The organism is Bartonella sp. AS69XJJH, from assembly GCF_042195585.1.
Classification (GTDB): Bacteria; Pseudomonadota; Alphaproteobacteria; order Rhizobiales; family Rhizobiaceae; genus Bartonella.
Map to the genome: position 1 here is coordinate 304632 of NZ_JBHIOO010000001.1, position 21197 is coordinate 325828.

The window sequence follows — 21197 nt, forward strand, 5'->3', positions numbered from 1 at the left end:
ATTTTTAATTATGTAATGAATTTATAAAGAGGGATGATAGGTTAAATAAACTTTGAGGAATCAGTTAAAATATTAGTTGAAGTTACGGATGGTTGGGAAGGATGCTTTCTTGTAGAGGGAATAATGAAAAGTTATGTTGAATAACTTTGGAGGATGAGAGCGTTTTTAAAACATAGTTTTTCAGGTGATTGGTGCTGTAAAAATCGGGGTTTTGTCTTTGTAAAGTAAAAGAGTAAAGGCAAACTTGTGCGTGATGCTTTTAAGCACCTCACTTAGCTATATTCCGTAAAATATAAATAAAGCTGTGGTGGTATTTATAGCTTGTATTTTGGGAAATGCAGCTTTGAAAAGGAATTTATCAGAGATATTGGTGTTCAAATGTGAGGCAATTTGAATTCATGATGAGATATGAGAAAGCAGAAGCAATGAATATAGATTTTGCCGATGGTGAAATCTTGTCTATAAGATCTATACAACTTGCAGCTGCTTTTGATCATAAAAATGATGCAATTTATGCTGCTGCTGAATTGCTTGTTCAGGTTGGTGCCGTTGATAAGTGTTATCTGGCAAGCATGCTTGCACGTGAAGAAACAACCAATACTTGGTTTGGAAATGGTATAGCCATTCCTCATGGTATGGCTGAAAATCGTGATTTAATTATCAAGGATGCTGTTGCTGTTATACAGGTTCCTGCTGGTGTTGAGTGGCAGGATGGCAAAAAAGCACATTTGGTTATTGCCATTGCAGCGTGTCCAGATCGCTATAGAGAAATTTGTAAAAAATTGACGTCTCTTTTATTTGATAAAAAACAGCTTGAAGTACTTGCAACAACTATGGACAAACAGCAAATTGTTACAACTTTGTTTGACCAAGATATGAAGATAGAAAAAACTTTTATTGGTGACCTTTCGGTATGTCAGGAATGGACTTTAGATTATCCAAGTGGTCTTCATGCACGACCAGCTTCTCTTTGGGTTGATTTTGCAAAAAAGGCTCAAAATTCTATCAGAGTTCGCCATGGTCAATATACCGTTGAAATGAAAAATTTGGTTGGTTTATTGCAATTAGGAGCAAAAAACGGTGATGTTCTGATTTTTTCTACAGATGCTGCAGAAGGAGCACAACTTCTCAATGATGCCATTGCTATTGCAAAAAAAGTGAGTATTAGTGAAAAATGTCTGATGAGAGCAATGGAATCTCAAACAAAGGCTTTTCATGGTTGGTATCCACGCTCTATGCAAAAAGGCATTTCTGGTGTTGGAGCGAGTTCAGGATTAGCATTTGGTAAGATTTTTGTTTTAAGGCAAAATGATATTTCCATAATAGATCAGCCAATTGATTTTGCAGCTGGTGCAGCATGTCTTGAAAATGCTCTTACAAAAACAAAACATAAAATGGCATCTGTGATTTCTGATATTACAGTGCGTATGGGCGCAGATTCTGCAGCGATTTTTTCTGCGCAAATGGTTTTGCTTGAAGATGAAAATTTAATAGCTCAAGCTTGTCGTTTTATAGCGGAAGGTCATGGTGTAGCTTGGTCTTGGGATAGAGCGGTTCGTCAATTTTCAGATATGTTTTTTAAGGTAGATAACCCTTTGTTAGCAGAACGTGCTGTTAATTTAGTTGATGTTGGTCGACGTGTTTTAGGTGAAATCAATCCATCCTATAGATCGTTCTTTTTAAATGATATTCCACATGGTGTAATTCTGGTTACAAATGACCTTTCTCCTTCTGATGTAGCACAACTTGATTGTACAAGGGTAAAAGGATTAGCAACAGCATGGGGAGGTCCGTTATCTCATACAGCTATTTTGGCGCGTACTCTTGGTATTCCAATGGTTGTTGCTGCAGGTGATGATATTTTAGCGATTCAGTCTGATATTCAGGCTATTATTGATGGCGATAACGGGTTTATTTACCTTGATCCTACGCTTGAAGACGTTGAAGATGCTCAAAGGCATATTGATACTGTTGCGCAAAAACGTGTCAGTGAAACAAGTGCGTGTAGGTTACCAGCGCAAACGACAGATGGTCAAAGAATTCGTATTATGGCTAATGTCAACTACGCAAGTCAGGTTCCTATTGCGCTTGATTTGGGGGCTGAAGGTGTTGGACTCATGCGCACAGAATTTTTGTTTTTAGAGAATCCACATATTCCGGATGAAGAGCTACAATTTAATACATATCGGGCGATGATTACAGCTGTAAGAGATAAGCCATTAATTATTCGTGCGCTCGATATTGGTGGGGATAAACAGGTTACGCATTTACATTTATCTAAAGAGGACAATCCTTTTTTAGGTGTTCGAGGAACGCGGCTTTTGTTACGTCGACGTGATCTCTTGGTGCCTCAATTACGGGCTTTGTATCGAGCAGCAAAAGAGGGTGGAGATCTATGGATTGTGTTTCCGATGGTAATGTCTGTTTCAGAGATTGTCGCTATAAAAAAGATTGCAGAGGAAATCCGCAACGATATTGATGCACCAAAATTAAAACTTGGTATTATGATCGAAGTTCCAGCAGCGGCCATTATGGCAGATGTATTGAGCGCCCATGTTGATTTTTTTTCAATTGGAACCAATGACCTAACACAGTATACAATGGCTGTTGATCGGCAAAATCCATACCTTGTGTCTGAAGCTGATAGCCTTGATCCAGCAGTTTTGCGTATGATTTATCAGACTATTCAGGGAGCTGCACAACATAAGTGTTGGGTTAGTGTATGTGGTGGTATGGCTGGAGATCCTTTTGGTGCAATGATTTTGACTGGATTGGGAATTAATGAGCTTTCTATGATATCTTGCGATATTTCTCCAGTAAAGGCGTGTTTACAAACTCATAGTTTTGAAGATATGAAAATTTTAGCACAAAAAGCATTACAATGTGAAACGGCACGAGCTGTACGTGCTCTAAGCAGGGATATAAGGTGATAAAGAACATTAAGAGGTATGAGCTAGCTCATTTTGCAGAGTAATCAGGTCTTTAGTGCTGTAAAACATTATCCTTTAGGACGATTATAGGCAGTATATTAATTTATAATGGTAATTTATCGTTTTACATAATGAGAGCCCTGAATATCGTAGAGTTTTCTCGTTTTAAATTTCTCTATATTGAATTAATAAAAATTATTTTTTTATACGTTACAAGAAGGAGTAACGTATGGATAAAACACTTTAGGAAAGAATAAAAGCCTTTTATGTATTCTCTCAAATAGCAAGGGATATTGCAACATTAGGGGATAAATAGCGCGATGGTACTTGGCTTGTATTTTTTATTTAAGGAAAGATGAAGCTATCCAACAGATTTTATACCATTTATAGACACCGTATGAGATAGATATGACAAGCTTTAAGAGATGTTTTTTTAACAAACGTGTGGATGAGAAAGAAAATAGTATTCTTAGAGTATCTTGTTTTGTTATGAGAGCATATCTCACTTAAAGAATGCAATAATCAAAAGTATGAAGAGTACGTAATCTCTTTTAAATAATAGAGATTACTTTAGATATTTTGAAAACTGTAAAGCTGAATTTAAAAGTATAGGCTAAAAATGAAAATAGCTTTGCATCGTTATGATTGTGTATTTGAAAAAAATGAGACTATTTTCTCATTTCAGAAAATAAGATATATTCATGCATATTAAATTAAAAATGCAAAGGTCTTTTTTGTTTAAGTTTTATTTTCTTTAGTATCACCTAAATATAGAACTGTGAAATTGAATAGAGGATTAGAGTAGGGCTTATTCTATAATCCTATGAAAGAGAAAATTGACATCATAACACTATTTTACAGCCCTCAGTGTTGCAAGAATTCGTGCTATTTGAAAAAATGCATAAGAGGTATTTATCATCTCTTAAAATGTACTTCCCCCCACATACTATCTCCGCTTATGACGTATAAGCAAGTGATTTTAATTAATTCAATATGAAAGGGGTTATGATGAAAAAAATCACGATATTCGAGGTTTTTATGATGCATGAACGATAATTTATATTTATAAATCAATATCTTATATGTTGTCTGAAACATAAAAGTGATGAACAGGTAGATCTCATTTCAAGAGAGAGATGTTTGTAATCAAAGTTATAGTGATTAAGTATTTTCATCCTTGGAGGAAAGAAGGAGATTGAAAATGATTTTTATTGAAATAAAATTTACTATTTGGATAAACAATTTTAATATTAGGGATATAAGAAGTTTATATCGTTATTATGCTATTTATTATTAGGGTAATCAATGGTGTTAAGCGAGAGATATTTAATTATTTGGTTGTGTAAAACCATGGACTGTATGCCAATTTTAAGAGAAGTATTTTTTGTGAAGCAGAAAGTGCACAAATGAGCATGAAAGTTTATGACTGGTGACAATCTTTTTATTCCCATTATTGTATTATACAAACCTATCCACGGAAAAAGTTTTTTCTTAAAAAGAAGGGATGTGCTTGTTATTCAACAGATATAAGCTCTTACTTTAATAAATGAATTTCTTTTTTGAACTTTGAATGTATAATTTAGGCTTGCACGTTATTTCTTTCTGGGTATAGTGCGAGACTTCTGGAGAGGTGGCCGAGTGGTTGAAGGCGCACGCCTGGAACGCGTGTATATGGGAAACCATATCGAGGGTTCGAATCCCTCTCTCTCCGCCATTAATTTAAAACGAATTTTCATATGCTTGTATGACATAGCTTAAAAAGCTCAGGATTTGCAGGATTTTTATTGTTTTCAATTGACCAGTTTGTGCTGATCTGTGTCTGTCATTATGTATAACTAGAAATTGCTGGTGAATTTCCATGAATTTTATAATTTCTAAGCTCCTATCCTCTCGATCTTTAGATAACTTGATCTAGCATAAACGATCTTTTCAAATATCATAAAGGGATTTTGCCATTATCACTAACTTCTGATAAAGCTTCAGAATTAATGGTGATCATAGTGCTATTTGTAATTCCGATTAACGGGCTAAATGCGTTTTATCTACACGAGAGGCAACAAATACCTAAGCTTTTCTCACGCAATGTGCTCATTTAAAATTAATGGCATGAATATTTATACAAAATTTTTATCTATACGGTAATCAAAAAAAGGCTGACGTAATATAATAATTGAATATCATTTATGCGGCGTTTTCTTTTATCTCTAAGCTTTGTATATAAATAGATAGTCCGTGTAAAATAAATAAAGGGGCGAAAAAACCTATAAATATACACAGGACGTATAATATAGAAAATGAAAAAAGTTTTCCTGCATATAAAAGCACAATAGAGAATAAAGCTGTTACGATGCGCACACTGGCATCGCCTGCCAAAATCACTTCGGCTAAATTTTCACTAGGTGTGATAGCTTGTCCAATTGTTATTCCCGATACCCTAAAATAAAATTGTCCAATACCTAATAAAAAACCCATAATATAAAGGGAATATTGAGTAAAATTTAAATATAAAACAAAAGAGATTGCGATCACTGCAAAAGCCGGTGTTCCCCATACAAAAAAACGAATTAAAGATGGAAATTTCCGTAAATAATAGGATGAGATAAGACCATTGACTACAAAACCCAGTGCTGACAAAGAAAAAATAGAATTTTGAATAGCTGTAAATTTTATATTATCTGGTGTTATAGATGCAAGAACAAGTGGCAATAGAACAATAGGCCCTGTATAGAGAAAATTACTCAAAATACGATTAATCGTTAAAAAACGCAACGCAGAAATCCGCCAAAGGCACCGAAAACCAACTCCATAAGTTTTTTGAGATGGCTTTTTTAATAGTTCTTTTACTCTGTTTATTTGTTGTATAGACTTTATACGAAACCATAAGCTGGCATTCAAAAGATAAATCAATACAATAAAGGATATGGCTGTTTTGTGCCCAAAATGGGCAATTATAAAATATATAAGCAATGGGGATATAATAACAAAAAACTGACAGCAACTAGTATAAAATGCAAAAATTCCAGCTTTTTGTTTGGGAGCTGGAACCAGCTGATTTAAGGCACTATTGTTATTTGGGTTATCAGCCCCCATCAAGAGAGCAAGTAAAAAAAATACAAATAAAATAAGTACCGGATTGTTTATAAATAATAAGAACGATAATAAACAAGCGCAAATAATTTGACTATAAAACCCAATTATAAAGCCTTGATAGCGTACCAACACATTTCCCAAACATAAGCCTGCAATTCCAATTGCGATTAAATTAACAACATTTAAAGTAGCAGATGCTTCTCCCGTTGTATCTTGGAATTGTAATAAAGAAAGGCCAATAGATAATACACCACTAGCACAAAAACTCGTCAAACAACCAATCAAAATCATAAGAAAAACAGAATTACGCAATAGCCTTCCCACTCTTAAAAAAAGACTCAAGCCATTTTATGATTTTTTCCATTGTCGAATATGGTTCGGTACTAAATTCCAGTTTTTCATAAAATTTTAGTTCAAATACGTTATAGGCACTTATTTTTTGCAAGTCATCTGTCAGTACGGATTCTATATTTGGCAACGTTGCGCCCATAGATTGAGACAAATAATAGGAAATTGCTTTCCAATACATATAAGTATGCTCTCTTGCCAAATAATTTTCCAAGGCATATTTCAGGTGACAACCATCTAAAATATATTTCGAATAATGGTGCAGCGGATAACAAATACAAATAGCATTCGTTTCATGTACGGGACAAGAAGAAATATTAATATTTTTATCATTTCATAATATTATAAAAACTTTCAGTGAGCAGATCTTCTAAATTTAGTCTAGTCACAACAAGATTGGGTGCTAATTTTTGGGCAACATGAGACCAAGCCAATCTTACTACTAAAGTTTCCAAAACCTTTAAGTCAGATTCTGGATAAGCTTTTTTTAAATTTCTCCCCCATATGGTTCTATGACATATAATAATTGGCTCATCTCGTCTGAATGAACAAGATGTAATTCTAAACCAATATTATCACAAAGTTTTTAGTTCTTGAATTGCTCGTATCCTAATCTGGTATTCTTAAATCATCATAGGAACTAAAGATTTTTTAAGTATTTCAACTTTTATTAAACTTTGTAATAATATATTGGAATCTCCTCTTCACGGACTTCGACAATTATTTTCTCACCACTATAAGAACAAAAATTATCTTTGAATTTGCTTACTTTTAGAAAGAAAAATGAGCAACACTCTTCCTTAACTAAAAGAAATACGCTCTCTACCTTTTTCTTTATGATGATCAAAAACCTATTCTGTTACAATTTAACCATTAATTATTAGGATAAATATTCTGCGTTTAGCCTAATAAACTGTTATGATCGATGGTTTCTCTCTGTTCTAAAAATCAGCGCTTTTCTTCCTAGAGATACTCGTAATTGCTGTACAATCTTTCCCCAAAAGGCACTCCTTCAACATTGCTATAACACGATCATTCTGAGAAGTTTTATACATACACAGTGCCTTATACCGAATGCTACGTATTTTTTTAACTTATTTAACTAACCAACATCTTCTAATGGGCAAAATAAATTACGAAATTTGTATGCTGTCACAATTCGAAAAACAATCACATATCTCCCTCTAATAATAGACGATGTGATTAGAAGAAAGCCTTAATGATATCTGTAGAATAAATTAACTGGAAAAAATTGCCAGCACTGATAGAACAAATTTTATTTTATGCCTTGAAACTTTCTCTAAATTTTAATCCTTTTTGTTAAAGGTTCTTATGTAATCTTTTCTATATTCAGCATTCTTTTTCCACTTGTTTGCAACAAAAGATTAATAGCTAAATTCACCTATGTTATAATAGTTCTTCTTTTGGTAAAATAGGGCTGCTTCAATCTCGACATGTAAATATTTTAATTCTTTAATATATTATCTTCATATGCTTTAGATTAACAACACACCAAAACAAAAATATTTATTTTACTTAAGTTATTGAATATTATTTAAAAAATATGGAAATAAAGTGATGCAAGAGTTAAACAAATTATTTAAAAGTTCAAATCCACCTACATTAGAGCCATCACGCATGGTAATAACAGCTGTCATTAGGTATACTAAATATGCTTGATGACTTTTTTGCTTCATGCCTGTAGAGGAAGTTCCAGATAGAGATAATACCAGAATCTATTCGTGAATGCTCGATAATAAAGCTATAAACAAAATTATTTCCCTTTTGCTTAATCCGTTAAGCCTGATACATTTTTTATTCCTAAAGAATAACGCTCTATTGTGTGCTGTAAAATGCGGTTTCTAAAAAATTTCTATGTTGGTTTGGGGTGGGGTCCGTAAACTTCAGAACCTTATCTTCTACAGAACCTAGGGGCGTATTATGGGAAGCAGGAGTAAAAGAGTAAAATCCTGTATGAGAAAGAATCCATTAGAGTCTATTAAAGAGCGAGCAGTTACCTATCTCCAATAGTGAGATTTTCTGTAGCAATTGCATATATGCATCCTACTTCTGCTGCAATTGATTTGTGTCTTGTATTGGCAGGTAGATGTATAATATCTCCTGGTGTACAGGTTATACGTTTTTCGCTATAGAAAAAATCTAACTCTCCCTCTATAATTAAGAGAGTTTCATCGACCTTGTGAATATGCCAATCGTGTATTTTTTTGGAAAAGTCTCTTTGTATCTCTATTGATCCTTGTTTTGGCATCATCATTTTTAATATATCATAGATATTTTTATTTAATTTAATTTTAGAAAATTTAGTCATTATCGTGCTCCATTATATGATATGGGCAAGGTGGGGATTCAATATTATTATCTTGCAAGAAATATTGCGTCCACTCTCTATTCTGAGGATCGCCATATTTTCCTAAAAAGGGGGATTTTGTGATAATGTCAAAAGGTTCAAGTCTTTTTCCTACAGCGGAGAATGCATTTTTTGCTTTTTGTTCTGTATCTAGTAGATCAGAAAAAAACCACCTAGGCTCGAAAGTTAACATAAATATAGAACTTACTTAATTCTGTTTATATGAGACGGGGTATTGTAAACTATAAACATAGGTTCGCCATGAAAGCAGAACTCCCATAGAGGATTGTCCATATTTTTGGGTATATGCTTAGGTCATTCTCGGTCATCAAGCATTCTCAAATCTTTCAGCATAGACCAGAATTTTTCTCTATAAACTTCGATACTTTGTACGGGGGCAGGTTCCTCGAATGCAACAAAAGATGTGTTCTTTCCAAAATTTTTATAGTTATCGCAATAATTTATCAGGTCTTCCATCATATTTTTTGCGGTCAACTTATTGTAGAATCCAAATCTAAGCATATTTTTGAGTATCCATTTACACCGAATAGGCAGGGAAAAGGCCTAATTGTGTTATTCATGGTTGCATCGAATTCTTTAAAAACGACCTGCTTCCATTTTCCATATTTGTCTATATTTTCAATTATTTGTGCTGCTGAATCCATGTTTTCCTCCTAATTGTTGTATTTTATAAGAAATTGCTACGAATAATCCTTTCCAAAGCTGATAATTCATCATCACTGTGTCCCCAAATTGCTATAATGGCCGGGCAGGTATTTAAATCGATGGTTAGAGGGAGGGGCTCGTTTTCTTTAAAAAAGAGCATAAAATGAACTATATTTTCCCAAGAATGAAGCTTTTGTCGCCATACGTTAACATCTTTTATAATATGACCGTCGATCTTGTTGATAAGAAAGATAATACGCCCTTTTTTCTTAAGGCGGCTTGGTGTTTGCGAAAACATGCCCGCAATAAGGTTAACGGAGCTTTCAAGTAAATCATCATCATAGCAATGCGCGAATAAAGTTGGCGCAATTCCTCCGTGGAGGCGGGCTCCTACTTCGATCATCACTGGACCACGAGTTGTTTGCATGATTTCCATATGCGCGGGTCCATATTCAATCCCCAGCGCGCGAATGCATTGTTTTGCATAAGAGATAAGAGGGGCATAAGAGGGATCTTGAGCATCAAGTACATCAAGCGATTCATAAACAAAGGCACTTCCATTATGAATACCTTTTTTATATCGTGATAAAGCACATATCTTTATAGCATCTCCCTTTACAATGGCATCGACGATGTATTCCTCTCCCTCCAATCTTTCTTGGAGCAAATAAGTCTCGTTAGGTGTGCCAAAAATATTTTTCTGAGTCCAGTCAATCTCAGAAATCCACGCTGCTACTTCGTCACGGCTCGAGAAAAACAAAACACCATCGCTTCCAGCAGAATCGTTTGGCTTTACCACATAGCCGCTGGGACTTTCAAAACCATCGAGAGTACAATTGTCTTTTGTAAGAATTTTTGATTGGATGTAAGATAAACCATTTTCACAAAGGCGCTTTTGCATTGCTGCCTTTTTCCGTCGCCAATCGGTGGTTGAGGGATTATTCCCAGGGCAATTATAATAAGCCGCCAATTGATCTGCACAATAAATACTTACCTCGGCGCCTGCTACCACAGACTCTATTGCGCCGATAGGAAAGCGTGTCTTTATCTCATCTACATTATGAAGTTTCGCTTCTGCCATGCCCTCTCCCTGATAAGAAAGCATATAGTGTGAAAAAGGAGCTTGTTGAGAGACAACACCATAACAAGCATAGCCTAATTTTTGCAAAGCAGGACCATAGAGGGCGCCCGTGGAGAAAGGGTCGACAATAAGAATAGTTTTTCTCATACTTTGTTCCGCTGCAATAAAAGGAAAAGAACATAAATAAAGATTATTAAGCCTATAAGGGGTAGAAGATAAACAGCTGCTTGAGGACCCATAAGGGCAGAGCTTGTAAGAAGACCAAGGATAACATAACCTGCCGATTGGGAGAGAGTATAAAGCATGCCGCTATAGCTTCCCACCAGCTCTGCTTGATCCTCTGTTTTAGTCGCTTCAATCGTATGTTTGCGGGCATTAATTCGCATGGTATTCATTGAAAAGCCAATAAAAAAGCAAAAGATCACAGCCAAATAGGGCGATTGTGTGGTGCTAAAAATAAGATCAGCTACGCTCAACATAAGGGCTGGGAGAATAAATTCAAAGCGAGGGATTTTGATAAAAGCAGCCAAAAAAGCGCCCATGCCCGCAACCGCACTGCAAAGCCCATAATATTCAGAGCCAAAATTTTTCACACTCTGAAAAAGAATGGTTGCCAGCGTATTATAAGCGCAAATATGAAAGCCAATAAGTCCTATGCAGACGCATAAAAGTTTAAGCTCACGGGAGAGTCCATCCGCTTGCGGTGTGGGTGCTGTCTTCTTATCGGTTGCAGGTGCTGTGGTATCTGTAGCGTTATATTCATCGCAAAAGATGATATATCCGGCTATAAGGCTTATAATGATGTCAAACACACAAAGTGCTACAATCAAACCATTATAGCCGATTTCAGCTGCTGCCCCTCGAGGGCTGGTTGCTTCTAAGAGATAACCACTCAATGCTGCTCCCAAAAAGGCGCCAATTTGCACCACTGTTTGCATAATGCGGGAAGCCTTTTGGGCACTAATATAACCACTAAGCGCTAGTTTAGTATTATAAGTCTCGAGTGTGCTTAAGGTAATCAAAGAGAGATAGCCGATAGAGATAGAGACAGCGATAAAACCAAAGGGGGTATCAGCGTAATGAAAAAGTGCAATCAATAAAAGAAGGCTATAGATAATGATCCGCCTTTTGTATAAATCGACCAACCGCAGTGAGGCTTTAATGCGCACAAGTCCGCTTTTTTTCAAAAGATAGGGCATAAGGGTGCCCAAAGCCATGGTTACGCCTAGGAAAACAGATGAGGATGTTATGCGATAAGCATTCCAAAGATTACTTAAGAACAGAACCATATCAGAGAGATAAAGCAGGACAACAAGCCCATAAAACCGAAACATTTGCTGTTTGTGCACATCATCCCCCCCATTTCGGAATCTCTTAAAACACGCAGTATTATAAATCAGCACACATGTTTACGAATAATGAATACACACACATATTACTGGGAATGTCAAGTTTTTTGATCGGGAAAAATTGAACGCTGATGTTTATGGTAGTGATAGCTTATTTTCATGAGAATGAGTAGCGATGGAGGCTGGTATTTTCACTGTGTCTCTTGTGGGGGGCTTGCCAATAAGGGGAAAGCCAGATAACGAACATAACTATGTCCTAGAGATATATTTTGCGCTTTCAAGTTGATTTTGTTTATACTCAAGGTTGAGGTTTTTCTATTGATCGTTGTTAGATGTTGTTGTGACAACAAACTTCGTTATCTATCAGAAACATTTATGGCATTAGCGCTAAGGTATGCAGTTGTATTAAAGCCTTTGCATCGTAGTCTTTTCATAGCAAGGTATTATTGGTTCAGTTTTAGGAGGCTTTGTTACGGCTGATTTGGGCGTCGTCGTTGTTTGAGGTCTTATTATAATATTCTTAGTTTCAGTTTATGAGTATACCGAAAGATATAGTGAAACATTTGATTCAAACGCTTTGCAAGGCATATTTCAATATCTCAGCGATGTTTTCCGAGAATTGCTCTGCTGCTTTTTGAAGGAATCGGATATTAAATGCTTATAGCGAGGGCAGTGGTTTGAGAAAGGATTGAGTTGATTTTATTAGATTCCTATGTAGTGCAATCTAGTATTAGCTCTTAGGAGGAAATTTATACTTAGATCTAACTCATTTCTATATGCTTACACAACGTTATAGAAGTAATCCTCAGAAACTCTACTAGAATTCGTTAAAAAATGGCAGGGTATGGAGTGTGAACAAAAAATATATTTTTTACAAATACTTAATCTCATTTTAAGCTGTCTAACATATAAATTCATCTTAAAACTAAGTCTATATACCGCCATTTATCATAAAGTTAATAAGTTATACAAATGCGTGAGTATTGTGTTTTTCTGTTTAGAGACGAGTAAAAAAACACCTTATTAAACATTAAGAGATTTTAGACATAAAACAATTTAACTTATGGAGAGTATATAGACAAAATGTATCTTGATAAAAAAGTTTATAATTTCATGTGGTCTTCAAAGAAATTTTCTGGTTCTTTTATTGTCTTATGCGGGTTTGATGGGAGTGGAAAGACAACACAAATAAAAGAAATTTCTCGCCATTACTCAACAGAAAAACATATAATACAAACTTTTCAACCCAGTTATTGGTATAGAAATAATCCAGAAATTAGAGATTACTTAGATAATGGAAAAGCAATTGATCCGTTGCTTTTAGCACTCTTATCAGCGACAGATAGACGCAAACATACACTTGAAATTATTGAACCTTCCTTAGCTTCATCGCAAAATTTATTAATTAGCGATCGATATGTTTATTCTAGTCTTGCTTATTTTTATGCTCGAGAGCTTTCTGTTGAAAGTGTAGTTAAATTAAATCAATCTATTCCAAGACCTCATATTACATTTTATCTTCATTTGCCGCCCACTACTATACTGGAGCGGTTGCAGAAAAGGGATGGTTTAAACTTAAAATACGAAGAAAAACTCTCTTTTATTGAAAAAGTTTATGAAGTATACCAAGTTTTATCAGAAATAGATGAGCGGTTTATAACACTTGATGGAACTGCTCCTGTTTCTTTAATTCATCATCAAATACGACATCATATAGATGAAGTTTGTTTTTGATTATGAATAAACTAATTTATTAATCAATTTATCCACGATAGATCCTTCTTTATATATTCGTACTCTAAATTTGAAACTTTAGAGATATGATTGCAATAATTTAACTACTCAGGAAAAATATCACGTTATATATTTTAATTGGAAAATTAACTGTAATGGGCTTGTTTTAAAAGATTTAGAGAAGGGGAGTAGAAAAGTTATCAATATTTATCGTGAGGATAATAGTATGTTTATTCTTTTAGAGACGAAGTGTGGTGATAGAAGAACGACATGGAGGGATATACATGAGCATATTTTTGTGCACGGAATAATAAGGATAATGATGTGTGTGAAGCTTCCATATTATAAAATTGTTTCACATATGTATAAAGGTGTAGCTTCTGAAGAAAATGAACATAAAATATTAATTTTATTGTATTTTTATTCATAAATATTTCGTTTTCATAGAAAAATTAATCATATCACAGCACAAAGATTTTAAAAGCTTCAAAAAAGGAATTTTGCTTTCTTAAATTTAATGATCTAAAATCAAAATTGTAAGAATGCATGTTTAAAACAGGATATATCATGCATATCGACAGGTATTTATTTTAGAGGATAATTTATGTTCACTTCAAATTTGAAGGAACGCATTGCTTTATTTAAAAATAGAACTTTTCTCTATTTTACTTTGAGCGGCTTATTTGCTACATTTGGAAACGGACTAAATTATATTGCATTGTCATGGCTTGCTTATAATCAGACGAGTTCAATCCGTGGTGTAGCGTTGATGATGCTTTTTCTTTGGGCGCCTAGCATTATTTTTGCTCCTATTTGGGGCATATTGGCAGATAAATATAATCGTAAAACGCAAATTATTATTTCAAATCTTGTGAGAGGTTTGGTAATCGTTGGCTGGGTAATGCTTTGGCATTTTGGTATAGACATTGAATTGATGGTCTTATCTGCTCTTTTGGGTATTTTTATCTCTTTTTATATGCCATCAGCTATTTCTTTAATTCAAAGTATTGTGCTGAAGGAACAGCTCATTAATGCAAATGCGACCATCGATATGGTTTATGAACTTGGCACTATCGCAGGTATGGGCTTAAGTGGATTGATACTGGCCTATGCAGGAATAAAAGGAACTCTTCTAATAGGTGGTATATTCTTTATTATTGCTGGTTTATTTAATTTTGCAATGAAGGTACCTAAAAACCGAAGATCTAAAAATCAAAACCAGCAAAATTGGTGGGAAAATTATACAGCATCCCTTCATTATTTTAAACAGAATCCGGCTCTTTTTGTACCTTATGTAAGCCAGATGATTATTATGACTCTTTTGATGACCATTCCTGTTATTCTCGTTCCTTATATACAAGAGGTTTTGCATGCGGATAGCAGGACCTTTGCAATATTTGAGGTGCTTTATTCTATGGGCGTATTGACAGGTGCGTTTTTTTCACCGCTTCTTTGTAAAACTTTATCTGTAAGGAAAACATTAGCCATTTTATTAGCTTTTATGGCTATTGGCCTCGCTATTCTATCTGTTAATACACACAATTTTGTTGCTTTTCCTGTTTACTTTATGATTGGATTTGGACTTTCGAGTTGGGCTCTTTCGATTTCTTTATCACAACTCTCTTGTGATCCTGAATACCAAGGAAGATTGCAGGCAAGTTTTAATGGTATCTCTGGATGTTTTATCCTCGGAGTCTATCTCATTATGGCAAGCGATAACAGTAGCATATCACCTCAATCGATATATTTTTTTCAAAGCATTTTTGCGCTTGTTGGAATACTCATAGTGCTGTTTTATAGACATGAAAAACAATAAATTACATTTAAGTGTGGTAAATATACGCTATTTTATAAACATTTACGCTACAGCATATTTCATATTTTTCTTTTACAGAGGAGTGAGAAAATGTAAAAGTTGGTGCTTAATGAATAAAGCATACATTGATGTATGCTAGAGAATATTCTCTATTTTTTGATAATGATCCAAAAGAATTGCTGTGTTTCTTTAATTCATCTCACTGTTGTTAAGAAGACGAAAACGCAACACTTTAAATCTTCTTAAAAGTTTTTTGTTTAAGTACAGTAGAAAGTAAAGCGATGAGGTAATATCTTATCATATGGGGAGGATGTTGCATTATTTTTGTTTTTCAAAATCCATATGAAAAATTGTATCAATTTCATCTTCATTGGAATGAGCATTTCTGCGACGATTCAAGGTTTGTACAATCTCTTTTTTTAAAACAGCATCTGTTTCACTTAAACGGAGAATACTGAGTTCTAATTCAAGAGATAAAGCTAAATCAACGCACAGTCTAAGCTCTTCTCCAATGTCCAAACCACGTTGATAGTCGTCATAAAGACCAACCAGTGTATCAGATAATTCTTTATCGCATAAAGAGGTCATACTTAATTCTTCCACGTTGCGGTTTTGCATGCAGTTTTTTTAGTATCACACCACTATCATCACTTAGAATTGCCATGTATTACGAACCTCATGGTTTTGTCAATTTTCTGCAAAATACGCGCTTTTAAATCAATACCTATTTAAAGATTTTATTACTCCAACATTTTGAAGCGCCCAATTGTAAATATGGATGGTAATGTGTTTACTATAGAACTTATAGCATTTAAAATACATTGCCAAAAGGCTTTTAATGTGCATAGAAGAGGAGCATTCTGGCGATAAACCAAACACCCTGAAATCTCTCTTGCCAATTACAGCTAAATCAGCGCTATTAATATATAAAATAAGCAAACATGGTTTGTAAACGTCTAACTTTTTAATAACGAGTGATGATCTCATTTTTTGTAGAAGACCGATTATTTTGCCACTTTTATACTGATTTTTAGACGTTGATAAACTTTTTACCTTATGTTGTAATGTAAAAACTTTGGGAAGTGTATTTATAGATTCTTGCAAAGAAGTTTAAGCAGGTTTACTAGGCTGTTGAGTGAGAGAACTTGTGTTGGGCTTTTTGCTTCTGAAAAAATATGACTGTGACTTTTGAGAAAGCAGTTGGCAAGAATTGGCTTGGCGTGCAAACTGATAGAGTTGGCAGTGGCGCGTTTAGCTTTTTCATTGGGCTGTGTCCAAATGTTTTTGACTTTGGAAAATAGGCTCTGATAGGCTTGAGTTTTGCCAAGGTTATATTACAGGGGCGCAAGCTCAGTAAAATACCACGGCGATCGCATTTTTTGTGTGATTGTCATAATTTTCGCTCCTGCTTAAACGGATACTGTAGCGTCCATTTTTGTGGGGTTATGTGTGTAGATCTTTGCCCAACATAAGGGGCAGTAATAATAGATATAAATCAATATAATTATTTAGTCAACAATTATATTGATTTTGGAGTGTTTTTTTGGCTCGTCCGGAAGCAAAACCTAAAACTGAGTTGGCAAAACGTTTTCGTGAAGTGCGCCACGCTCTTGGTTTTACAGAGCGTAAGCAGTTTGCTGAACATCTTGGTATCACTGCTGGCTCTGTAGGAACTTATGAAACTGGTATAAGTGAGCCTACAGCCTCTGCGCTTTCCAAATATCAAAAAATTTGTGGTGTTTCATTAGATTGGCTTGTAACGGGCAATGGCGAGATGTTTTCAGATATGGCACAGGCGAAAGCAGCTGGTTTTAAACCGCAAGCGATACCTGCTGGGCTGATGAAAAAGCTTGGACATTTGGTTTATACGACCTATCATGATGCAAAAATAGAGCTTTCTCCTGAAGATGTTGCGGAATTGGCAGCAGAGCTTTATGGAAAATTGCAAGAGCTTATTCAAAACCTCAATGATATGGAAGAAGTCGAAGCCACTTTGCCCCTTTTGAAATTACATTTAAAGCGTAAAATCGAAACTGAAAAGCACATCTAGAAACTTCATAAGATACGAATGAGCAGCCTTTTTAAAAAATAAAACTTTTTTGATTTTCTGCTGTGTAACCAAGTTTGGAATGTGAAAATTTCACGATCTTCGAGTCTTTTATTCAATCTGAAAAACGAGAAAATATCATTATATATTAATGTATTGCTCTAATAAAGATAAAACTACTTATAAAAGAATTACAGTTAGTAATACAAAAAGATTTATTCAAAAATAAGCTAATATAGCATCTATAGCACCATTAATATTTTTGGGTGAAGGAAAAGGATACTGATAACATTGAAAATATAATGGGTTATGTGGGGAAAACAGCTAAAAAACAGCTTCTTTTCGGTTTGTGGTATTTAAAAAATTTATACAACAGTAGGAAATACAATGACGATGTTTTTTTCTTATAGATAGGGTAACAGACATATGAGAGAGACGAACTAAGAGATATTTATAGGCGCGCTTTTGTCTTTTTATGAAGATGATGAGATGAGCACGTTGAAACTTTTTACAGGGCGTGCATCATTATATTAAGGCAGATTTCTTTCAAAGATATGTATCATATGTTGAAACAGCTTACCTCGCAGAAAAGAGTGAGGTCATTATGATAATCGTCATCCATTACATTATGCTATAAGTTAAAAAAACATAAATTTGTGCTTATAAGAACAGCTAATTTATTGAGAAGTATTTTTACAAATTTATAAAAATTATTTTTTGTACTCTTGCCATTCTTCTGATGCGCTTTATTTAAAAAGTAGAATTGCTCTTTAGTGAAACTATTTTTGTTAAGAGATAAATCGCAGTGTTTTTGAATGGAGATCAAGTTATATTTTCAAAGTCTTGTGTTTTTATTTATTTTTTAGCTTGAATCCCTCTAGCTAAAAGGGTTGGGGACTTTTCTAGATTCGATGTTGTTGCAAAGATTTTAGGGCGATGCTGTGATGAAGATCGCTATCGCAGAGGGGTAGTTTTTATCGTTATTTATTTGTTTTGGGGTGCGCAAACACGGTTTTGCCGTGAGGTTTTTGCGCGTTGTGTTGATTTGACTCTGTTGGAGGAGGTTCTTATGAAAAAAAAATATTCCACACCAAATTTAATTAAAGTTGTTTCGCTCAGCGCGGCAATAGCTACACTCTTATCGAGTGTTTCTCCTGTTTTTGCCGCCAATCTTGCCTTCACTGGAGGGACTAATCTAAGTACACCTGGTGCCGGTGTTTCCTATACATACGGTAGTCATGGGAGTGTTGTTTTAGCTGGTGATGATGATCACTGTGGTGTGGATAATGTTGTTGGTCGTGGAGGCAAACAACAAGCGTCAGTTACTAAACGAATAACTGCAGAAGAGCAATATAACAGATTTATCACTGATCAAAAATATGGTGATCGTAATCCTTATGGCGCAACTACTGAAAAGGTCACTTGGGGTGGTGATAGTTGGACAAACCCTCGTGGTGGCTATATGGGGACGCTGACTAGTGGTATCATTAGCGCGATGCCTGAGGCTTATGGTGTTTATTCTTTTGCTACCGGTTGTGGATCTGCAGCGACGGGTAATTATTCAACCGTTTTTGGTGCAGGCGCAACGGCAAAAGCTGGTGGAGCGCAAGCTTTTGGTGTTTCTGCGCTTGCAGCTGGAAAAGCAAGTGTTGCTATGGGTGTGGGATCAGAAGCATCGGGGGAGTCTTCGGTTGCTGTTGGAGGGCTTACAACCGCTTCTGGTAAAAATAGCGTTGCTTTAGGGACTAAGACAAAAGCAGAAAAGAATTATGCAATTGCTATAGGTTCGGACGCTGACGCTTTGGGATCAGGTTCTATTGCAATAGGGAGCAGGCTCTCTGACAGAACTGAAGCATCTAACCCTCAAAGAAGAGTAATTGCAAAGGCAGAAAATGCGATTGCTATAGGTACGCATACCTATGCTGAAACGGAAGATTCAGTTGCTATTGGTGCAAACGCACAGGCGCTTGTGAAGGATGGTGTTGCTATTGGTGGGGGCTCTGTTTCTAATAGAGACAAGGGCGCTAAAGGGTATGACCCTTACCTTGATGGTGATACGACAGAAACCGGTATGGCATGGGTGAGCACAACAGGTGCTTTTAGTGTTGGTGAAGTTGGTGGCAGGGATAACGGTACGCTAACACGGCAAATTACAGGGGTCGCTGCGGGTAGTGAAGATACCGATGCGGTAAACGTGGCGCAGCTGAGAGCTATGAGAGACGTCATAGCAGGGGGAGGTACTTGGCAGATTTCTGCTAATGATAAAGATCCTACAGAGGTTAAAGCAGGCAATACCGTAGATTTTTCAGTAAAAAGTGAAAAAGAAGAAGGACAAGACAACTTAAAGATTGCAAAAAATACTGAAGATAATAAGCATAAAATTGAATTTACTTTGAGTGATCATCTTAAATTGACGCAAGTCACCACAGGCCAAAGCACGATGAGTGATGATGGCTTTTTTGTTAATGGTAAAGATGGTTCGCGCATGACTGTGGATGGCTTTTTTATTAATGATAATGGTCCAAATATAACTGTGGATGGTATTGATGTAGCCAATCAAAAGATCACAAATGTAGCAGAAGGGACTAAAGATACCGATGCAGTGAATTATAAACAGCTGAGAGCTGTACAAGAGGCAACCAAAACGAGTTGGCAGCTTGCTGTTAACGGTGGAGATGCTACAGCTATTGGACCAAATGGCACAGTAAATTTCCAAGCAGCTGGAGACGAAGATAGAAAGAATATTAAGATTACAAAAGATAATGATCACAATGTCACATTTGATCTAGCTGATAATATTAATGTAATGAGTGTCACAGCAGGAGAAAGCATTATGAGTGCTGCTGGCTTTATGTTTACTGATGGTACTGGGCCGAGCATAACTGTTAATGGCATTCATGCTGGTGATAAAACAATTAAAGGAGTAGCGGCAGGGGAAGGCGATACCGATGCTGTAAATTATAAGCAGTTAAAAGACTTTACAGCAGGGATGGCAACAGGCTGGAAACTTTCTGTTGATGGTAACAATGTTACAGATGTTAAAGCTGGGAGTACAGTAGATCTTGTTGCGGGTGAAATCAAAAATATCAAAATTGCAAAAGACAATAATAGAGTTACATTTTCTTTGAATGATAATCTTACGCTCACAAGTGTCGCAACAGGCAACAGTATTATGAGTAATGAGGGCTTTAAGTTTGTTAATGGGGGACCAAGTATAACTATTGATGGTATTGATGCTGGCAATAAAAAGATTACAAAAGTTGCAAAGGGAACTGAAGATAATGATGCTGTAAATTATAAGCAGCTAAAAGATTTTACAGCAGGGATGGCAACAGGTTGGAAACTTGCTGTTGAAGATGAAGAGCCTACAGATATTGGTGCAGAGAGTACAGTAAAGTTTGTAGGTGTTAACGCAGAGGATGGTAATGAAGAAAGTAAGAATATCAAAATTACCAAAAACGATGACAATACTGTAAAGTTTGATTTGAATGATATTGTCAGAGTTAAACGTGTAATAGCAGGTAAGGCGAATGTAAGTGATAATGGCTTCGTGATTACTGGTGGTCCTAATATGACTACTGGTGGTATTTATGCTGGTAATAAAAAGATTACGGGAGTGCTGGCGGGAACTGATGCTGAGGATGCAGTTAATTATAAGCAGTTGCAAGATTTTACAGCGAAAATTAAAACGGGTTGGAAACTTGCTGTTGAAGATGAAGAGCCTACAGATATTGGTGCAGAGAGTACAGTAAAGTTTGTAGGTGTTAA

12 protein-coding genes, 1 tRNA gene and 2 pseudogenes are annotated in these 21197 nt (G+C 35.5%); 6 read left to right on the forward strand and 9 right to left on the reverse strand.

Annotation, left to right across the window (positions count from 1 at the left end; genetic code table 11):
* Positions 1-398 precede the first annotated feature (398 nt).
* Positions 399-2930, forward strand: a complete 2532-nt coding sequence (gene ptsP, locus ACFIK6_RS01185; RefSeq protein WP_375641419.1) for a phosphoenolpyruvate--protein phosphotransferase — start codon at positions 399-401, stop codon at positions 2928-2930.
* A gap of 1624 nt (positions 2931-4554) precedes the next feature.
* Positions 4555-4644, forward strand: a tRNA-Ser gene (locus tag ACFIK6_RS01190).
* A gap of 467 nt (positions 4645-5111) precedes the next feature.
* Here ACFIK6_RS01190 and ACFIK6_RS01195 read toward each other — a convergent pair.
* The 8 genes and pseudogenes from ACFIK6_RS01195 to ACFIK6_RS01230 all read right to left on the reverse strand — a co-directional run bounded on the left by ACFIK6_RS01195 (position 5112) and on the right by ACFIK6_RS01230 (position 11817).
* Positions 5112-6332, reverse strand: coding sequence for an MFS transporter (locus tag ACFIK6_RS01195; RefSeq protein WP_375641420.1), 1221 nt, complete (start codon positions 6330-6332; stop codon positions 5112-5114).
* Positions 6325-6570: a hypothetical protein gene (locus ACFIK6_RS01200; RefSeq protein ID WP_375641421.1), complete on the reverse strand. Its 246-nt coding sequence runs from the start codon at positions 6568-6570 to the stop codon at positions 6325-6327. Before ACFIK6_RS01200 ends, ACFIK6_RS01195 begins: the two co-directional genes overlap by 8 nt.
* 1812 nt (positions 6571-8382) lie before the next feature.
* Entirely contained in the window at positions 8383-8697 is a 315-nt protein-coding gene (locus ACFIK6_RS01205) for a cupin domain-containing protein (protein WP_375641422.1), read from the reverse strand.
* On the reverse strand, positions 8690-8929 hold the full coding sequence (locus tag ACFIK6_RS01210; RefSeq protein WP_375641423.1) for a YqcI/YcgG family protein: 240 nt from the start codon (positions 8927-8929) through the stop codon (positions 8690-8692). Before ACFIK6_RS01210 ends, ACFIK6_RS01205 begins: the two co-directional genes overlap by 8 nt.
* Positions 8930-8940: 11 nt before the next feature.
* A pseudogene (locus ACFIK6_RS01215) lies at positions 8941-9258 on the reverse strand (YqcI/YcgG family protein).
* Complete coding sequence (locus ACFIK6_RS01220; protein ID WP_375641444.1) at positions 9228-9401, reverse strand: hypothetical protein; 174 nt, start codon at positions 9399-9401, stop codon at positions 9228-9230. Before ACFIK6_RS01220 ends, ACFIK6_RS01215 begins: the two are co-directional and overlap by 31 nt.
* Before the next feature lie 23 nt (positions 9402-9424).
* Positions 9425-10630, reverse strand: a complete 1206-nt coding sequence (locus tag ACFIK6_RS01225) for an ATP-grasp domain-containing protein (RefSeq protein WP_375641424.1) — start codon at positions 10628-10630, stop codon at positions 9425-9427.
* Positions 10627-11817 carry a hypothetical protein gene (locus ACFIK6_RS01230; protein WP_375641443.1) on the reverse strand — a complete coding sequence of 397 codons (1191 nt, stop codon included), beginning with the start codon at positions 11815-11817 and terminating at the stop codon, positions 10627-10629. Before ACFIK6_RS01230 ends, ACFIK6_RS01225 begins: the two co-directional genes overlap by 4 nt.
* Positions 11818-12915: 1098 nt before the next feature.
* On the opposite strand from ACFIK6_RS01230, the gene tmk reads away from it, so the two are divergent.
* Positions 12916-13566: a dTMP kinase gene (gene tmk / locus ACFIK6_RS01235; protein ID WP_375641425.1), complete on the forward strand. Its 651-nt coding sequence runs from the start codon at positions 12916-12918 to the stop codon at positions 13564-13566.
* 604 nt (positions 13567-14170) lie between these two features.
* Positions 14171-15382, forward strand: coding sequence for an MFS transporter (locus tag ACFIK6_RS01240; RefSeq protein ID WP_375641426.1), 1212 nt, complete (start codon positions 14171-14173; stop codon positions 15380-15382).
* Between the two features lie 318 nt (positions 15383-15700).
* Here the strand turns inward: ACFIK6_RS01240 and ACFIK6_RS01245 are convergent, their stop codons facing one another.
* A complete protein-coding gene (locus tag ACFIK6_RS01245; protein ID WP_273723956.1) occupies positions 15701-15970 on the reverse strand; it encodes a hypothetical protein in 270 nt (89 codons plus the stop codon).
* Between the two features lie 955 nt (positions 15971-16925).
* On the opposite strand from ACFIK6_RS01245, the gene ACFIK6_RS01250 reads away from it, so the two are divergent.
* Positions 16926-17432, forward strand: a complete 507-nt coding sequence (locus ACFIK6_RS01250) for a helix-turn-helix domain-containing protein (RefSeq protein ID WP_375641427.1) — start codon at positions 16926-16928, stop codon at positions 17430-17432.
* Positions 17433-18498: 1066 nt separating this feature from the next.
* A pseudogene (locus ACFIK6_RS01255) lies at positions 18499-21197 on the forward strand (hypothetical protein); the annotation flags it as partial.